Below are 16,442 nucleotides of genomic sequence, written 5' to 3' on the forward strand. Positions count from 1 at the left end.
CGCCCCCGGAGACCCGTATGACCGGCCCCGGCCGCTTCTTCTGCGCCCAGGCCGCGCGCGCCCGCGGCGACGTCCTCGCGGGCACGGCGCCCCCCGGCACCGTCTGGGTGCTCGTCGAGTACGCGGGCGCCTGGCCCGCCGACGGCTTCGACGGTCTCGCCCTGGCCGCGGGCCCCGGCGCCGTCCTCCTCGACGCCGCCCGCGCGGTCCGCGCCCGGGTGCTCCTGATCCGCCGCCACGGGCGCCGCGGCCCCGGAGGGCCCCGCCGCTGGGCCGTGCTGCGGTACGACGCCACCGGCGCCCACCGGCAGCTCTGGGGCACCTGGGAGCGGGAGGCGGACCTGGTCCGGGCCGCGGCGGCGCTCGACGCCCCCGGCGAGACCGGCCACCCGCCCGTCGTCCTCGTCTGCACCCACGGCCGCCACGACACCTGCTGCGCCCTGCGCGGCCGGCCCGTGGCGGCGGCGCTCGGGGCGTACCGGCCCGAGCTGGTCTGGGAGTGCACACACGTGGGCGGCGACCGGTTCGCGGCCAACGTCCTCGTCGCCCCGGACGGTGTCTACTACGGCGGTCTCGACGCCGGATCGGCCGTCGCCGTGCTCGAACAGCATCTCGCCGACCGGGTCCACGCCCGCCATCTGCGCGGCTACACCGACCTGATCGCCCCCCAGCAGGCCGCCGTCGCCGCTCTCCTCGCCCGCCTCGGCCCGGCCGGCCGCCACGACTACACCGTCACCGCCACCACCCGGGCCGGCCCCCACTGGCTGATCAGTGTCACCGGCCCCCCGCCCTACCCCGTGACGTACGACATCGAGGTGAGCGCCCACCGCGCGCCGCCCCACCGCCTCACCTGCAAGGGACCGCCCACCGGCGCGGCCCTCGTCCACGAGGTCGTCTCGATCCGCGTCGGCTGAGCCGCCCCGCACACGGACGACGCCCCGCCCCCGGGCCGCTGGCCGGGGGCGGGGCGTCGCGGGGCCGTACGGGGTCAGCGCAGCCGCTCGTACGCCGGGAGCGTCAGGAAGTCCGCGTAGTCCTGGTCCAGGGAGACCTGGAGCAGCAGGTCGTGGGCCTCCTGCCAGCGGCCGGCGGCGAAGGCCTCGTCGCCGGTCTCGGCGCGGATCGCGGCCAGTTCCTCGGCGGCGACCTCGCGGGCCAGCTCCGCCGTGGCGTGCTCGCCGTTCTCGAAGACGACGTCCGCGTTGATCCACTGCCAGATCTGCGAGCGCGAGATCTCGGCGGTGGCCGCGTCCTCCATCAGGTTGAAGATGGCGACCGCGCCCATGCCGCGCAGCCAGGCCTCGATGTAGCGGATGCCGACCGCGACGGCGTTGCGCAGACCCTCGTACGTGGGCCTGGCGTCCAGGGTGTCGACGGCGATCAGATCGCCGGCGGCCACCGAGACGTCCTCGCGCAGCCGGTCCTTCTGGTTCGGCTTCTCGCCGAGGACCGCGTCGAAGGAGGCCATGGCGATCGGGACCAGGTCGGGGTGGGCGACCCAGGAGCCGTCGAAGCCGTCGCCGGCCTCGCGGTCCTTGTCGGCCTTGACCTTCTCGAAGGCGACCTTGTTGACCTCGGCGTCGCGCCGGGACGGGATGAAGGCGGCCATGCCGCCGATCGCGTGCGCGCCGCGCTTGTGGCAGGTGCGGACCAGGAGTTCGGTGTACGCCCGCATGAACGGGGCGGTCATCGTCACCGCGTTGCGGTCCGGCAGGACGAACTTGGCACCGCCGTCACGGAAGTTCTTCACGATGGAGAAGAGGTAGTCCCAGCGGCCCGCGTTGAGCCCGGAGGCGTGGTCGCGCAGCTCGTAGAGGATCTCCTCCATCTCGTACGCGGCGGTGATCGTCTCGATCAGGACCGTGGCGCGGACGGTGCCCTGCGGGATGCCCAGCGCGTCCTGGGCGAAGACGAAGACGTCGTTCCAGAGGCGGGCCTCCAGGTGCGACTCCGTCTTCGGCAGGTAGAAGTACGGGCCCTTGCCGAGGTCGATCAGGCGCTGGGCGTTGTGGAAGAAGTACAGGCCGAAGTCGACGAGGGCGCCGGGCACGGGGGTGCCGTCGAGCTGGAGGTGGCGCTCGTCCAGGTGCCAGCCGCGGGGGCGGGTGACGACGGTCGCCAGCTCGTCGGCGGGCTTCAGCGCGTAGGACTTGCCGGACTTCGGGTCGGTGAAGTCGATGGAGCGGTTGTACGCGTCCATCAGGTTGAGCTGGCCGAGGACGACGTTCTCCCACGTGGGGGCGGAGGCGTCCTCGAAGTCGGCGAGCCAGACCTTCGCGCCCGAGTTCAGGGCGTTGATGGTCATCTTGCGGTCGGTCGGACCGGTGATCTCCACCCGGCGGTCGTTCAGCGCGGCGGGGGCGGGGGCGACCTTCCAGGAGTCGTCCGCCCGGATCGCGGCCGTCTCGGGCAGGAAGTCCAGCGTGGAGGTGCGGGCGATCTCGGCGCGGCGCTCGGCGCGGCGGGCGAGCAGCTCGTCGCGCCGGGGCGTGAACCGCCGGTGCAGCTCGGCCACGAAGGCGAGGGCCGCCGGGGTCAGGACCTCGTCCTGCCGGGGCAGGGGCTCGGCATCGACGATGGCCAGCGAGGACGGCGCTGGTGCGGACATGAGCGGTCACTCCTTCAGCGGGCGGTGCGGGCGACGTGTCACGGCCGCCGGGTCGCCCGAAACGGCACGGGGTGCCAGGGCTCCGGGATACGGCTGCGGTCGCCTTCTGAGGTGCAGAGGGCTTCTGACCAGTGGATAGTAGTTTCCTCATGGTGGAAGTTCAATGTTTTGTTGATGTCGAGATTCTCCGGGTCGACAGAACCTGGCACTCCCGGCAGGCTTCTCGCTCCATGTGCCGGGACGCTCACTCCAGGTGTGCGAGATCCGCCGCCGTGTCGATGTCGTACGCCTCGGCCACATCGGAACACTCGACCAGCGTGAGCGCATCACGGTGCTCCCGCAGATACGCCCGCGCGCCCCGGTCGCCCGTCGCCGCCGCCGCGACGTCCGCCCACCGGTCCGCCCCGAACAGCACCGGATGGCCCCGCTCGCCCCCGTACGACGCCGCCGCCAGACTCGACCGCGAGCGGTACGCCGCCCGGACCCGGGCCACCGCCTCCGCCCCGATCCCCGGCTGGTCCACCAGCAGTACCAGCACCGCGTCCGCCCCCGACCCGGCCAGCCCGGCGAGCCCCGCCCGCAGCGAGGAACCCATCCCCCCGGTCCACTCCGGATTGACGTCCACCACGCAGCCGGCCAGCTCCGCCCGCGCCCGCACCTCCTCCGCCGCCGCGCCCAGCACCACATGCACCGGACCGCAGCCGCCCGCCCGCAGCACCTCCACCGCCCGGTCGGCCAGCAGCCGGCCGCGATGCTCCAGCAGGGCCTTCGGACGCCCGCCCAGCCTGCGCCCGCCGCCCGCCGCGAGCAGCAGCCCGGCGACGACGGGGGCGGGGGACGGGACGTCCGGGGCGGTGGTGCGCGAGGTGTGTGTCATGGCGTCTGGATACCGCAGAGCGGCCGCTTCCGCACGGGCCGGGGCGCGCCGTCCGTCCGTGTCCGCGCACCGGACACTCCGAGTTCGGTCCGTGGAGTGGCGCCCGGCACCTTTCATGGCGTTAACTTGCCCGCACCCCCGGACACTTGACCACGGTCCGGGAATCGCCGGACACACCGGCACAAGATCGATCGACACACCGGCACAAGGGCGTGCGAGGGGGAGTGCTTTGTTGAAGAGCGTGGGGCAGGGCCGGCTGACCGGGGTCGAGGACCCGAGGGTGACGGAGCTGCGGACGGCCGTGGCCCGGCTCCGCAGAGAGCTGGCCGGACATCCCGCGGAGTTCCCGGACCGTGCCGTCGCCGAGGACGAGCTGGCGGCGCTGGACGCGATGGCGGCGGACGGCGTGCCCGAGATCCCCCGGCTCCGTCGTTCGCTGCTGCTGATCGCGAGCGCGATCGGTTCGGTCAGCGCCCTCGCCTCGGCCCTGCGCGACGTGCGGGTCGCGGTCGACCTCTTCGGCGAGCCGCCGCGCCGCTGAACGGCCCCGCCCCGCCCCGGCCTCAGCGCCGGATGAGCCGCCGCGCCCTCGCCGCCGCCACGGCCGCGGTGCGCGAGTCCACGCCCAGCTTGGCGTAGATGTGCACCAGATGGGACTTCACCGTGGCCTGGCTGAGGAAGAGCCGCTTGCTGATCTGAAGGTTCGACAGCCCCTCGCCGACCAGCCGCAGCACCTCCAGCTCGCGTTTGGTGAGCGCCTGCGCCGGGGTCCGCATCCGGTCCATCAGCCGGTGCGCCACCGCCGGTGCCAGCGCCGAGCGGCCGGCCGCCGCCGTGCGCACCGCCGTCGCCAGTTCCTCCGGCGGGGCGTCCTTGAGCAGATAGCCCGCCGCCCCCGCCTCCACCGCCGCGAGGATGTCCGCGTCGCTGTCGTACGTCGTCAGGATCAGCACCCGGGGCGCCTCCGGCTCCGCCGTGATCGCCGCCGTCGCCTCGGAACCGTGCATTCCCCCACCGAACTGGAGATCCATGAGGACGACGTCCACCCCGCCCGCCGCGGCCAGGGAGACCGCCTGTTCGGCGGTGGCGGCCTCGGCGACGACCCGGAAGTCCGGTTCGGTGTCGAGGACGGCGCGCAGCCCCGCCCGGACCACCGGATGGTCGTCGGCCAGCAGCAGCCGGATCGGCGCGCTCATGCGGCGTCCCGTCCCGCCCGGCCCCCGGGCAACGGCAGTGTCAGGGCCACGGCCGTGCCCTGACCCGGCGCCGATTCGACGCTCAGCGTGCCGCCCAGCGACCGCGCCCGGGACCGCATCGCGGGCAGCCCGAAGCCGCCCGTACCGCTCTCCGAGCCCGGGGCTCCCGCGTCCGTGAAGCCCCGGCCGTCGTCGACCACGTCCAGCGAGACCGAGGTGTCCATGAAGCTCAGGGTGATCTCCGCCCGCCGGGCCTCCGCGTGCCGCACGGTGTTGGCCAGCGCCGACTGCGCGGTCCGCAGCAGCGCCACCTCGTAGGGCGTCGGCAGCTCCACCGGGGTGCCGCTCACGGCGAACTGCACGGTCAGCCCCGGAGCGGTGGTGCGGGCCGAGAGCCGTTCCAGGGCGGCGGCCAGCGAACCGTTCGCCAGATCGGGCGGGGTCAGCGCACGGACGAAGCGGCGGGCCTCGGCCAGATTGTCCTGCGCGGCCTCCCGGGCCCGCCGGACATGACCGGCGGCCGGGGCGTCCTCGGGCAGCGTCCGCTCGGCGGCGCGCAGCAGCAGCTGGATGCTGGACAGGCCCTGGGCGAGGGTGTCGTGGATCTCCCGGGCGAGGCGCTCGCGCTCGGCGAGCGTTCCGGCGGTGCGCTCGGCCTCGGCCAGCTCCGCCCGGGTCGAGACCAGCTCCTCGATGAGTTCGCGCCGCCGCTCGCTCTCCCGGAACAGCGCGTCGTAGCCGAGCACCGTGGCCACTGCGACCGCCCCGCCCAGCAGCGGTCCGATGAACGTGCCCGGGGTGACCGCCGCGCCGTGCGCCAGGAACCCGGCGATGGCCGCCCCCGCCGTCACCGCCACGGCCGGCACGCTCCAGCGCACCGGCAGCAGATGCAGTTGGAGGAAGTACAGCGGGAACGCCAGCCACAGCGCGTCCGGCGACAGCGCCAGCAGCACCACCCAGAGCGCCCCCAGCACCCCCAGCCACACCGCCCCCGCCCGGGTCAGCGGCCGCACGGCGGGGGCGAGCGCGCCCACCGCGTACACTGCCGCGAGCACGGCCGCCACCGCCACGACCGCTCCCGCGCGCGGGATCCCGTCACCGACGGCCTTCACGACCGTGAGCGCCAGCAGCCCCAGCAGCAGGGCGTGCAGACAGAGCCGCAGCGCGGCGGCGACCGGGGGGTGGGGGCGGATCTCCATGATGCTGTCCAGCGTAAGCGGGGTGCGCGCGGGGCCGGTCAATCGAAAGGTTGATGTCGGGACCGGCCCGCGGGCGATGCCCCGGGCGGGGGCGGCGGCCGAGGCTGGAGCCATGTTCGTCGCATGGAGAGATCTTCGGTTCGCCAAGGGGCGGTTCGCGCTCTTGGGCACGGTGGTCGTGCTGATCACCCTGCTCGTGGGGCTGCTGTCCGGGCTCACGGCCGGACTGGCCCGGGAGAACACCTCGGCCGTCACCGGGCTGGACGCCGACCACCTGGCCTTCGCCGCGCCGCCCGACGGCCGCGCGGTGTCCTTCACCGACTCCGCGGTCGGGGAGGACGCCTGGCGGAGCTGGGCCGGACGCCCCGGGGTGGAGGCCGCGCAGCCCCTGGGCATCCGCACCCTGAACGCCGCCGCCGTCACGGGGCAGCGGACGACCGCCGTATCGGCCTTCGGTGTCGAACCCGGCGGCACGCTGGCACCGCCCGGCACCCGGGTCGGTCCCGGCCGGGTCGTCGTCAGCGCGCCCGCCGCCGACGACCTGGGCGTCGGCGCGGGCGACCGGCTGCGGCTCGGCCCCACCGAGGTCACCGTCGCGGCGGTCGCCGGGGACGCCTCGTACAGCCACACCCCGGTCGTGTGGACCTCGCTGGCCGACTGGCAGCGGTTCGGCGACGGGGCGGGCGGCACACCGCACGCCACCGTCGTCGCGCTGACCACGACCGGCGGCGCCGATCTCGCCGCCGGGGACCGGGCGGCGGGCACCAGCACCCGCACCCTGGACGACTCCCTCACCGCCATCGGCTCCTACCAGGCGGAGAACGGCTCCCTCCAGCTGATGCGCGGCTTCCTCTTCGTCATCTCCGCCCTGGTCATCGGCGCCTTCTTCACCGTCTGGACGATCCAGCGCGGCGCCGACGTCGCCGTCCTCAAGGCGCTGGGCGCCGGGACGCCGTATCTGCTGCGGGACGCCCTCGGCCAGGCCGTGGTGATGCTCGTCGCCGGTACGGGGCTGGGCGCCGCGCTCGCCTGGGGCATCGGCGCCCTGATCGGCGGCGGGGCCGTGCCCTTCGTTCTCGACGCCGCGACCGTGCTCGTCCCCTCGGCCGTGATGATCGCCCTCGGCGCGGTCGGCGCGGCCCTCTCCGTCCGGCGGATCACCGCCGTCGACCCGCTCACCGCCCTCGGAAGTGCCCGATGACCCTCACCCTCACCGATGTCACGCTCACCTACCCCGACGGCGACGGACGGCTCACCGCCCTGGACCGCGTCCGCCTCGACGTGCCCGCGGGCACGCTCACCGCGGTCGTCGGGCCCTCCGGTTCCGGCAAGTCCAGCCTGCTCGCGGTCGCCGCCACCCTGGTCACCCCGGACTCCGGCTCCGTCGTCGTGGACGGGACGCCGACCGGCGGGCTCGGCCGCGCCGAGAAGGCGGCGCTGCGCCGGGAGCGGATCGGCATCGTCTTCCAGCAGCCCAATCTGCTGCCCTCGCTGACCGCGGCGGAACAACTCCAGGTGATGCGGCATCTGTCGGGCGGTTCGGCCAGGGCCGCGCGGGCCCGTGCGCGGGACCTGCTCGACGCCGTCGGTCTCGGGGACCGGGCGGACCGCAGGCCGCATCAGCTCTCGGGCGGGCAGCGCCAGCGGGTCAACATCGCGCGGGCACTGATGAACGAGCCCTCGGTCCTGCTCGTCGACGAGCCGACCAGCGCCCTGGACCACGAACGCGGGGCGGCGGTGCTGGACCTGCTCGTCGCGCTGACCCGGGAGCGCGCCACGGCCACCGTGCTGGTCACCCACGACCGGACCCATCTGGACCGGATGGACCGCACGGTCACGATGCGGGACGGCGGACTGACCGAGGCGGCCCTGGCCTGAGGCACGGCCGCCCGCCGGGACCGGAGCGTGGAACCGCCGCCGGACCCGGCGGGGTCAGTGCGCGGAACCGCTGCTGGCCAGCGCCTCGGAGAGGTCCTTCGCGGCCTGCTGGAGGATCGGCACGATGTGCTCGGTGGCCGCCTCGGTGACCCGGCCCGCCGGGCCGGAGATCGAGATCGCCGCCGAGGTGGGGGAGTCGGGGACCGGGACCGCCAGGCACCGGACCCCTATCTCCTGCTCGTTGTCGTCCACCGCGTATCCCGTCCGGCGGACCTGCTCCAGCGCGTCCAGGAAACCGTCCGGGGTGGTGATCGTCTTCTCGGTGGCGGCCGGCATGCCGGTGCGCGCGAGCAGCGCCCGCACCTCGTCCGCCGGGGCGTGCGCGAGCAGCGCCTTGCCGACGCCCGTGGAGTGCGGCAGCACCCGCCGGCCCACCTCGGTGAACATGCGCATGGAGTGCTTGGACGGCACCTGCGCCACGTACACCACCTCGTCGCCGTCGAGCAGCGCCATGTTGGCCGTCTCGCCGGTCTCCTCGACCAGCCGGGCCAGATAGGGGCGGGCCCAGGTGCCCAGCAGCCGGGAGGCGGACTCGCCCAGGCGGATCAGCCGGGGGCCCAGCGCATAGCGGCGGTTGGGCTGCTGGCGCACGTAACCGCAGAGGACCAGGGTGCGCATCAGACGGTGGATGGTGGGCAGCGGGAGCCCGCTGCTCGCGGAGAGCTCGCTCAGTCCGACCTCGCCCCCGGCGTCGGCCATCCGCTCCAGCAGATCGAAGGCGCGCTCCAGGGACTGCACACCGCCGCTGGAACCGGCGGGCTTGGAGTCGGAAGTGCTGGCGTGGGACGACGGCACGTCAACGGTCCTTTCGGTACGGAGGAGCAAGGCAGCAGCCTACCGGGCACCGGGCGATCGGCCCACTGCCGCACGGACGCCGTCCTGGCCGGTCAGGACACGTTTGTCCGGGTCTCCCGGCTCCGGTCCGGGCTCCGTGCCGCCCTGGATCCGGCTCATTCTACGTTCCGTACTCCGAAAGAGTACTTTTACTTTGTGGAAACCTCTAGCCGGTGCGCGAGGTGATCGGATGCGTGGTGGCACGGCGGGCGGGGGTCTTGACGGCGCACGGTCGCGAGTGAAGACTCCTGCACCAATTGGCTTCAACAGTTCGTTGAATTCCTGGAGTGGGGAGTACGGGTGCCCGGTACGGACGTGAAACTGGTTCTGCGCTCGACGCGCGTCGTCACCCCCGAGGGCACCCGCCCCGCCGCGGTGCACGTCGCCGGCGGGACGATCGACGCGGTCCTGCCGTACGACGCGGGCGTACCGGACGAGGCCGCCGTCGAGGACTTCGGCGACGACGTCCTGCTGCCCGGCCTCGTCGACACCCACGTCCACGTGAACGACCCCGGACGCACGGAGTGGGAGGGGTTCCACACCGCCACCCGCGCCGCCGCGGCCGGCGGCATCACCACCCTGCTCGACATGCCGCTCAACTCGCTGCCGCCGACCACCACGGTCGAGCACCTGCGGGTCAAGCAGCGGGTGGCCGCGCCCAAGGCCCATGTGGACACCGGCTTCTGGGGCGGGGCGGTCCCCACCAACACCAAGGACCTGCGCCCCCTGTACGAGGCCGGGGTCTTCGGCTTCAAATGCTTCCTCTCGCCCTCCGGCGTCGAGGAGTTCCCCGAGCTGGACCAGGAGCAACTGGCCCGCGCGATGGCCGAGATCACCGGCTTCGGCGGTCTGCTCATCGTGCACGCCGAGGACCCGCACCATCTCGCCTCGGCCCCCCAGCAGGGCGGCCCCGCCTACGCCGACTTCCTCGCCTCCCGGCCGCGCGACGCCGAGAACACCGCGATCGAGGGGCTCATCGCCCAGGCGAAACGGCTGAACGCCCGCGTCCACGTCCTGCACCTGTCCTCCGCCGACGCGCTGCCGCTCATCGCCGCCGCGAAACGCGAGGGCGTCCGCGTCACCGTCGAGTCCTGCCCGCACTTCCTCACCCTGACCGCCGAGGAAGTCCCCGACGGCGCCACCGAGTTCAAATGCTGTCCGCCGATCCGCGAGGCCGCCAACCAGGACGTGCTCTGGCAGGGCCTCGCCGACGGCACCATCGACTGCATCGTCTCCGACCACTCGCCGTGCACCACCGACCTGAAGACCCCGGACTTCGCCTCCGCGTGGGGCGGCATCTCCTCCCTCCAGCTCGGACTGCCCGCCATCTGGACCGAGGCCCGCCGGCGCGGCCACACGCTGGACGACATCGCCCGCTGGATGTCGGCCGCCCCCGCCGCCCTCGCCGGACTCACCGCCAAGGGTGCCGTCGAGCCCGGCCGCGACGCCGACTTCGCCGTGCTGGACCCCGACGCCGCCTTCACCGTCGACCCCGCCGCGCTCCACCACCGCAACCGGGTCACCGCGTACGCCGGGCGCACCCTGTACGGCGTGGTGCGCTCCACCTGGCTGCGCGGTGTCCGCATCGCGTCCGCGGGAACGGTCGGCGCCCCCACCGGACGGCTCCTCGAACGGAACCGCTGACGACGGCGGCGGTGGCCGGGTCCGGGGCCCGGTGGCCCCGGACCCCGGAGCCGGCTCAGGCCGCGTGGCCGCCGTCCACCGCCAGTTCGGTGCCGGTGATGTACGCCGCCTCGGCCCCGGCCAGATAGGCGATCAGCCCGGCGACCTCCTCGGTCCTGCCGAACCGGTCCAGCGCGTTCGCCGCGCGCTGCCCGGCGGCGAACGGGCCGTCCGCCGGATTCATGTCGGTGTCCACCGCCCCGGCCTGGACCAGGTTCACCGTGATCCCGCGCGGGCCCAGTTCGCGGGCGAGCGGCTTGGTCAGCCCGGTCAGGGCCGATTTGCTCATCGCGTACAGGGCGGCGCCCGGCCCGCCGGCGTACCGGCTCAGGGCCGTGCCGACGGAGATGATGCGGCCGCCGTCCTCCAGCACCCCGGCCGCCGCCCGGCAGGCCTGGAAGACCGCCCGGACGTTGACGGCGAGGACCCGGTCCACATCCGCGTCCGTGAGGTCCGCGATCGGACCGAGGACGCCGATGCCCGCGTTGTTCACCAGGATGTCGAGCCGGCCGAAGTCCTCCGCCACCCGGTGCACGGCCGCCGGGACCGCGTCCGTTTCGGCGGCGTCCGCGCGCAGGGCCACCGCCCGGCGGCCGGTCGCCTCGATCCGCCGGACCACATCGGCGGCGGCGTCCTTGTCGTGCACATAGGTGAGCGCCACATCGGCACCGTCCCGGGCGAGCCGGAGCGCCGTCGCGGCCCCGATCCCCCGGCTGCCGCCCGTGACGAGCGCGGTGCGGCGGTTGCTGGTGAGGGTGTTCATGAGAGGTTCCCGTCCCTTGCCGTTTCCTGCTGACGGGAACCAGGAAAGTCCGTCGCGGCCCCCGGTACCGGCGGGAAACGGACGCCTACTCCGGTACGTCCGGGAGCGCCGCCGATGAGCTCCGCTCCGCCGGTCGGCCGGTACGGGAGAAGGGCCGCATCCGGCTCCGACTCCACGGCGGCGGCGCCCTCGGCCCGATCCCCGACGGAACGCGAACCCTCCGGCGGGTCTCGCCAACCGGGCCGGAGCGGCGGTAGCGTGATCGCTCCGCGTGCGAGCCGGTGAGGTCTCCACATCAGTCCTGTGGAGAACCAGGAGAATCCGGGTGTCCTCTGTCGCCGTGCCCGTCCTCGCCCCGCCGCGCCGGGCCTGGACCACCGATCTGCCCGTCCTGCTCGTCGCGGTGGTCTGGGGGTCCAGCTATCTGGCCGCCAAGGGCATCACCACACCGCGGACCGTCGTCGCCGTCCTGGTGCTGCGGTTCGCCGTCGTGCTGCCCGTGCTGGTCGTCGCCGGATGGTCCCGGCTGCGGGCGCTGACCGCCGCCCAGTGGCGCGGCGCCGGACTGCTGGGGCTGGTGCTCAGCGGGATCTTCCTGGTGGAGACGTACGGCATCGTGCACACCTCGGCGACCAACGCCGGGCTCATCATCAGCCTCACCATGATCTTCACCCCGCTCGCCGAGGCCGTCGTGACCCGCACCCGGCCGACCGGGGCGTTCCTCGCCGCCGCCGGGCTGTCCGTCGCCGGGGTCGTGCTGCTCACCCAGGGCGGCGGCTTCACCGCCCCCTCGGCCGGCGACCTGCTGATGCTCGTCGCCGCCCTCGCCCGCACCCTCCACGTCCTGCTGATGGCACGCATCCGCTCCGTCCGCGCCGCCGACTCGCTGTCCCTGACGACGGTCCAGCTCGGCAGCGCGGTCGCCGTCTTCGCCCTGCTGGCTGCCGCGCCGGGCACCGGACCGGCCCCGTGGACGGTCGCCGCCGGATTCGGGACGCGGGACTGGGCCGGGCTGCTCTTCCTGGCGGTGTTCTGCACGCTCTTCGCGTTCTTCGTGCAGATGTGGTCCGTACGCCGGACCTCGCCGTCCCGCGTCAGCCTGCTGCTCGGCACGGAACCGCTCTGGGCCGCCGCCGTCGGCATCGCGCTGGGCGGCGAACGGCTCGGCGCCGCCGGGATCGCCGGTGCGGTCCTGGTCCTCGCCGGGACGGCGTGGGGGCGGCGCAGCGCGGAGCCGCTCACTTCGTGAGCGGGGTGTCGCCCCCGTTCGACCCGCTCTCCCCGTCCTCCTTGATGGCATCCGAGGCGATCATCAGCGCCACCCCCGTCACCAGCAGCACCAGCGAGACGAAGAGCCCGTGGTCGCGCAGGAACGGCAGCCGTGCCACCAGGTTGAACAGCCGGAACCAGTCCACCCACTGGTGGATCAGCCCCGCCACACCCTGGACGAAGATCAGGAATCCGGCCGTCTCGCAGAGTCGCTTCATACCACCGAGCCTCGCGGACCGGCCCCGCCCGGCGCGTCGGCCGGTCGGCCGCGGGCGCGCGCCGAAAGTATCCGGCCGCTCGACTTTGGTCGCCGTACGGGCCCCGAGACCCCGGAGCCCGGCTCCGGCTGCGTAGTTTTGTCGACATGACGCGTACGGAATACCCCTGGCTGCTGCCCTCGTCGATGGCGGACCCGGAACTGCCCGGGGACCGGGGAGGCCGTGCCCGCCGCACCGTGCGGGACTGGGCGGTCGACCTGACGGCCTTCCTCTGCGCGGCCGGCCTCGGCATGGCGGCCCTCTCGACGATCGACGCCGACCCCACCACCGACGACGTCTTCGTCCTCGTGGACTCGCTGGTGGGCGCCGCCGCCTGCTGCGCCCTGTGGGTCAGGCGGCGCTGGCCGGTCGGGCTCGCCGTCGCCCTGACCGTGCTCTCCCTGGTCGAACCGGTCGCGGCGGGTGCCTGGCTGGTGTCGCTCTTCAGCGTCGCGGTCCACCGGCCGTTCCGCCCCGTCGCCCTCATCGGCGCCGCCGCCCTGGTGGCCGTCCCGGTCCAGCCGTATCTGCGCCCGGACCCGACCACGTCCTTCCTCGCCTCCACCGTCGTCGGGGCGCTGCTCGTCCTGCTCGTCCTCAGCTGGGGCATGGTCGTACGCTCCCGCCGCCAGCTCGTCGTCACCCTGCGCGAGCGCGCCGTGCGGGCCGAGACCGAGGCCGCACTCCGCGCCGAACAGGCCCAGCGGCTGGCCCGCGAGGCCATCGCCCGCGAGATGCACGACGTCCTCGCCCACCGGCTGACGCTGCTCAGCGTGCACGCGGGCGCCCTGGAGTTCCGGCCGGACGCGCCCCCGGCCGAAGTGGCCCGCGCGGCCGGCGTCATCCGGGACAGCGCCCACGAGGCGCTCCAGGACCTCCGCCAGATCATCGGCGTGCTGCGCGGCCCCGGCGACAGCGACGGCGGCGGCGACCGGCCGCAGCCCACCCTCGCCACCCTCGACGCGCTCGTCGCCGAGTCCCGGCTGGCCGGGATGCGGGTCACGCTCGACAACCGGATCGCCGACCCGGCCGCCGCGCCCGCCGCCGCCGGCCGCACCGTCTACCGGATCGCCCAGGAGAGCCTGACCAACGCCCGCAAGCACGCCCCCGGCGCCGAGGTCACCCTCACCGTCGACGGCGGACCCGGCCGGGGCATCACCGTCGAGATCCGCAACCCCGCCCCCGTCGAACCCTTCGAGCAGGTCCCCGGATCGGGTCAGGGACTCATCGGGCTGACCGAACGGGCCACCCTGGCCGGCGGCCGCCTCGACCACGGACCCGAGCCCGACGGCGGGTTCGGCGTACGGGCCTGGCTACCGTGGTCCCCATGATCTCCCCGGCACCCGCCCCCGCCGCCCGGCCCGTCCGGCTCCTCGTCGTCGACGACGACCCGCTGGTCCGCGCCGGACTCACCCTGATGCTCGGCGGCGCCGACGACATCGTCATCGTCGGCGAGGGTGCCGACGGAGCCGAGGCGGCCGCCCTCGTCGACCGGCTGCGGCCCGACGTGGTGCTGATGGACATCCGGATGCCGGTCATGGACGGACTGACCGCCACCGAACGGCTGCGGGCCCGCCCCGACGCACCCGAGATCATCGTCCTCACCACCTTCCACGCCGACGAGCAGGTGCTGCGCGCGATCCGCGCCGGGGCGGCCGGCTTCGTCCTCAAGGACACCCCGCCCGCGCAGATCGTCGAATCGGTGCGGCGGGTCGCCGCCGGCGATCCCGTCCTCTCGCCCGCCGTCACCCGGCAGCTGATGGCACGGGCCGCCGGACCCGGCGGGGACGAGCGGGCCGGCCGCGCCGAACGGGCCCGGCAGCGCGTCGCCGGCCTCGCCGACCGGGAGCGCGAGGTCGCGCTCGCCGTCGCACGGGGCCGCTCCAACGCGGAGATCGCCGCCGCGCTCTACCTCAGCGTCGCCACAGTGAAGACCCAGGTGTCACGGATTCTCGCCAAGTTCGATTTCAACAACCGGGTGCAGATCGCGCTGTTGATCCACGACGCGGGCCTTCTGGACACCGAGGACGGCAACGACCTGGCCTGAACCCTTCGTTCGCCGTTTCCGGACCGCCCTAGGCTGACCCCGGCGGTCCGGGCGGCCGGACCGCGCAGACAGGGAGGGTGGGGCCCATGTCCGACGTCGAGACCGACCTCTACGCGAACGCCGACTTCCTCGCGGACCCGTATCCGTACTACGCGAGGATGCGCGCCGCCGGACCCGTGCACAGCGTCCGCACCGACGAGTACGAACACGCCTGGCTCGTCGTCGGCCACGAGGAGGGGCGGGCCGTCCTCGCCGACCCCCGCTTCGCCAAGAACTGGCGGACCATGCCCGGCCAGACGGACTCCGGCTCGGCGGCCATCAAGTACAACATGCTGGAGATGGACGGGGAGGACCACACGCGGCTGCGGAAGCTGATCTCCCGGGAGTTCACCCCGCGCCGCATCGAGGCCCTGCGCCCGCGCGTCCGGCAGATCACCGGGGAACTGCTCGACGCGATGGTGCCCGCCGGGCGGGCCGACCTCGTCGACGCGCTCGCCTTCCCGCTGCCCATGACCGTCATCTGCGAGCTCATCGGCGTCCCCGACCTGGACCGCGAGGCCTTCCGCGCGATGTCCGCCGCCGTTGTCTCCACGCTCGGCGAGAAGGAGGACCCCGACGCCTTCGGCACCATGGGCGCCTACCTCGCCGAACTCATCGCGACCAAACGCCGGACACCGGGCGACGACCTGCTGAGCGCCCTGATCGCCGCCCGGGACGACGACCTCGGCCGGCTGTCCTCCGACGAACTGATCGGCATGGCCTTCCTGCTCCTGGTCGCCGGCCACGAGACCACCGTCAACCTGATCGGCAACGGGGTCCGGGCACTGCTCGACCACCCGGACCAACTCGCCGCCCTGAAAGCGGACTTCGGACTGCTCGACGCGGCGGTCGAGGAGATGCTGCGGTACGAGGGGCCGGTGGAGAACGCCACCTACCGCTTCGCCCGGGAGCGGGTCACGGTCGCCGGCCGGGTCATCGAGGCCGGGGAGACGGTCCTGGTCTCCCTCGCCGGGGCCGGCCGCGACGGCGCGCGCCACCCGGCACCCGACACCTTCGACATCCGCCGCGAACCGCGCGGCCACCTGGCGTTCGGCCACGGCGCGCACTTCTGCATCGGCGCCCCGCTGGCCCGGATGGAGGGCCGCATCGCGATCCGCGCCCTGCTGGAGCGCTGCCCCGGCCTCGCCCCGGACCCGGACGGCGCCGCCCCCGAATGGGTGCCCGGTCTGCTGATCCGGGGGGCGCGGCGGCTTCCGGTCCGCTGGTGAGCCGAACCGCCCCCGCGCCGGCCGCCGCTCCGGATACGTTCGGTTCCTCGGAACCCGGAAAGGACCCCTCATGACCGGACTCGACCTGCGGGCGGCTCAGAAGGTGCTGGACAGCCAGCCGTTCAGCACCCTCGTCGGCGCACGCGTCACCGCCTTCGGCGGTGGCGCGGCCACGCTGGAGATCGACAGCCGCGAGGAACTGCGGCAGCAGAACGGATTCCTGCACGGCGGTGTGCTGGCCTACGCCGCCGACAACGCGCTCACCTTCGCCGCCGGGACGACGCTCGGCCCGGCCGTGCTGACCGGCGGCTTCTCCATCCAGTATCTGCGGCCCGCCACCGGAGCCACCCTGGTCGCCCGCGCCGAGGTCGTCCACAGCGGACGCCGGCAGGCCGTGGCCCGGTGTGATCTGTCCGTGGTGGGGGAGGACGGTGCCGAGACGCTCTGCGCCGTCGCCCAGGGCACCGTCCTGAGCGCCACCCCGTCCTGAAGGAGCCCTCCCA

At 74.1% G+C, this 16,442-nt stretch carries 17 protein-coding genes; 10 read left to right on the top strand and 7 right to left on the bottom strand.

Annotated features, from left to right (window positions below):
• Positions 1-17 precede the first annotated feature (17 nt).
• On the top strand, positions 18-914 hold the full coding sequence (locus ACZ4FH_RS07290; protein ID WP_467302961.1) for a sucrase ferredoxin: 897 nt from the start codon (positions 18-20) through the stop codon (positions 912-914).
• Positions 915-988: 74 nt separating this feature from the next.
• Here ACZ4FH_RS07290 and aceB read toward each other — a convergent pair whose 3' ends face one another.
• Together aceB and ACZ4FH_RS07300 are read right to left on the bottom strand one after the other, a co-directional pair.
• Entirely contained in the window at positions 989-2,608 is a 1,620-nt protein-coding gene (gene aceB, locus ACZ4FH_RS07295) for a malate synthase A (protein ID WP_467302963.1), read from the bottom strand.
• 244 nt (positions 2,609-2,852) lie between these two features.
• Entirely contained in the window at positions 2,853-3,485 is a 633-nt protein-coding gene (locus tag ACZ4FH_RS07300; RefSeq protein WP_467302964.1) for a nucleotidyltransferase family protein, read from the bottom strand.
• Between the two features lie 241 nt (positions 3,486-3,726).
• Between ACZ4FH_RS07300 and ACZ4FH_RS07305 the strand changes: the two genes are divergently transcribed.
• The gene (locus ACZ4FH_RS07305) at positions 3,727-4,026 is read left to right on the top strand and encodes a DUF5955 family protein (protein WP_383650962.1); all 300 of its coding nucleotides are present in this window, start codon (positions 3,727-3,729) and stop codon (positions 4,024-4,026) included.
• 22 nt (positions 4,027-4,048) lie between these two features.
• On the opposite strand, the gene ACZ4FH_RS07310 is transcribed toward ACZ4FH_RS07305, so the two are convergent.
• Together ACZ4FH_RS07310 and ACZ4FH_RS07315 are read right to left on the bottom strand one after the other, a co-directional pair.
• Positions 4,049-4,681 (bottom strand): response regulator, encoded by a 633-nt coding sequence (locus tag ACZ4FH_RS07310; protein ID WP_383650946.1) that lies wholly within the window; start codon positions 4,679-4,681, stop codon positions 4,049-4,051.
• Positions 4,678-5,880, bottom strand: coding sequence for a sensor histidine kinase (locus ACZ4FH_RS07315; protein WP_467302966.1), 1,203 nt, complete (start codon positions 5,878-5,880; stop codon positions 4,678-4,680). Before ACZ4FH_RS07315 ends, ACZ4FH_RS07310 begins: the two co-directional genes overlap by 4 nt.
• Before the next feature lie 112 nt (positions 5,881-5,992).
• Between ACZ4FH_RS07315 and ACZ4FH_RS07320 the strand changes: the two genes are divergently transcribed.
• Positions 5,993-7,081, top strand: coding sequence for an ABC transporter permease (locus ACZ4FH_RS07320; protein ID WP_467302968.1), 1,089 nt, complete (start codon positions 5,993-5,995; stop codon positions 7,079-7,081).
• Positions 7,078-7,758, top strand: coding sequence for an ABC transporter ATP-binding protein (locus ACZ4FH_RS07325; protein WP_467302969.1), 681 nt, complete (start codon positions 7,078-7,080; stop codon positions 7,756-7,758). The genes ACZ4FH_RS07320 and ACZ4FH_RS07325 overlap by 4 nt, the downstream gene beginning before the upstream one ends.
• Before the next feature lie 54 nt (positions 7,759-7,812).
• On the opposite strand, the gene ACZ4FH_RS07330 is transcribed toward ACZ4FH_RS07325, so the two are convergent.
• A complete protein-coding gene (locus ACZ4FH_RS07330; RefSeq protein WP_383650942.1) occupies positions 7,813-8,613 on the bottom strand; it encodes an IclR family transcriptional regulator in 801 nt (266 codons plus the stop codon).
• Between the two features lie 339 nt (positions 8,614-8,952).
• On the opposite strand from ACZ4FH_RS07330, the gene allB reads away from it, so the two are divergent.
• Positions 8,953-10,296 (top strand): allantoinase AllB, encoded by a 1,344-nt coding sequence (allB, locus tag ACZ4FH_RS07335; RefSeq protein ID WP_467302970.1) that lies wholly within the window; start codon positions 8,953-8,955, stop codon positions 10,294-10,296.
• A 55-nt stretch (positions 10,297-10,351) separates the two neighbouring features.
• On the opposite strand, the gene ACZ4FH_RS07340 is transcribed toward allB, so the two are convergent.
• A complete protein-coding gene (locus ACZ4FH_RS07340; protein WP_467302971.1) occupies positions 10,352-11,098 on the bottom strand; it encodes an SDR family NAD(P)-dependent oxidoreductase in 747 nt (248 codons plus the stop codon).
• 325 nt (positions 11,099-11,423) lie between these two features.
• Between ACZ4FH_RS07340 and ACZ4FH_RS07345 the strand changes: the two genes are divergently transcribed.
• Positions 11,424-12,347: a DMT family transporter gene (locus ACZ4FH_RS07345; protein ID WP_467302972.1), complete on the top strand. Its 924-nt coding sequence runs from the start codon at positions 11,424-11,426 to the stop codon at positions 12,345-12,347.
• Here ACZ4FH_RS07345 and ACZ4FH_RS07350 read toward each other — a convergent pair.
• Entirely contained in the window at positions 12,337-12,585 is a 249-nt protein-coding gene (locus ACZ4FH_RS07350; protein WP_467302974.1) for a hypothetical protein, read from the bottom strand. The genes ACZ4FH_RS07345 and ACZ4FH_RS07350 overlap by 11 nt on opposite strands.
• Positions 12,586-12,731: 146 nt before the next feature.
• Here ACZ4FH_RS07350 and ACZ4FH_RS07355 point away from each other — a divergent pair, with 146 nt between their 5' ends.
• The 4 genes from ACZ4FH_RS07355 (at position 12,732) to ACZ4FH_RS07370 (ending at position 16,429) form a co-directional block, all read left to right on the top strand.
• Positions 12,732-13,955: a sensor histidine kinase gene (locus ACZ4FH_RS07355; RefSeq protein ID WP_467302976.1), complete on the top strand. Its 1,224-nt coding sequence runs from the start codon at positions 12,732-12,734 to the stop codon at positions 13,953-13,955.
• Positions 13,952-14,671, top strand: coding sequence for a response regulator (locus ACZ4FH_RS07360; protein ID WP_467302977.1), 720 nt, complete (start codon positions 13,952-13,954; stop codon positions 14,669-14,671). Before ACZ4FH_RS07355 ends, ACZ4FH_RS07360 begins: the two co-directional genes overlap by 4 nt.
• Positions 14,672-14,757: 86 nt before the next feature.
• Positions 14,758-15,939, top strand: coding sequence for a cytochrome P450 family protein (locus ACZ4FH_RS07365; protein WP_467302978.1), 1,182 nt, complete (start codon positions 14,758-14,760; stop codon positions 15,937-15,939).
• A gap of 70 nt (positions 15,940-16,009) precedes the next feature.
• Positions 16,010-16,429 carry a PaaI family thioesterase gene (locus ACZ4FH_RS07370; RefSeq protein ID WP_383650923.1) on the top strand — a complete coding sequence of 140 codons (420 nt, stop codon included), beginning with the start codon at positions 16,010-16,012 and terminating at the stop codon, positions 16,427-16,429.
• Positions 16,430-16,442 lie beyond the last annotated feature (13 nt).

The sequence above is a fragment of the Streptomyces sp. NPDC024555 genome, from assembly GCF_055559335.1.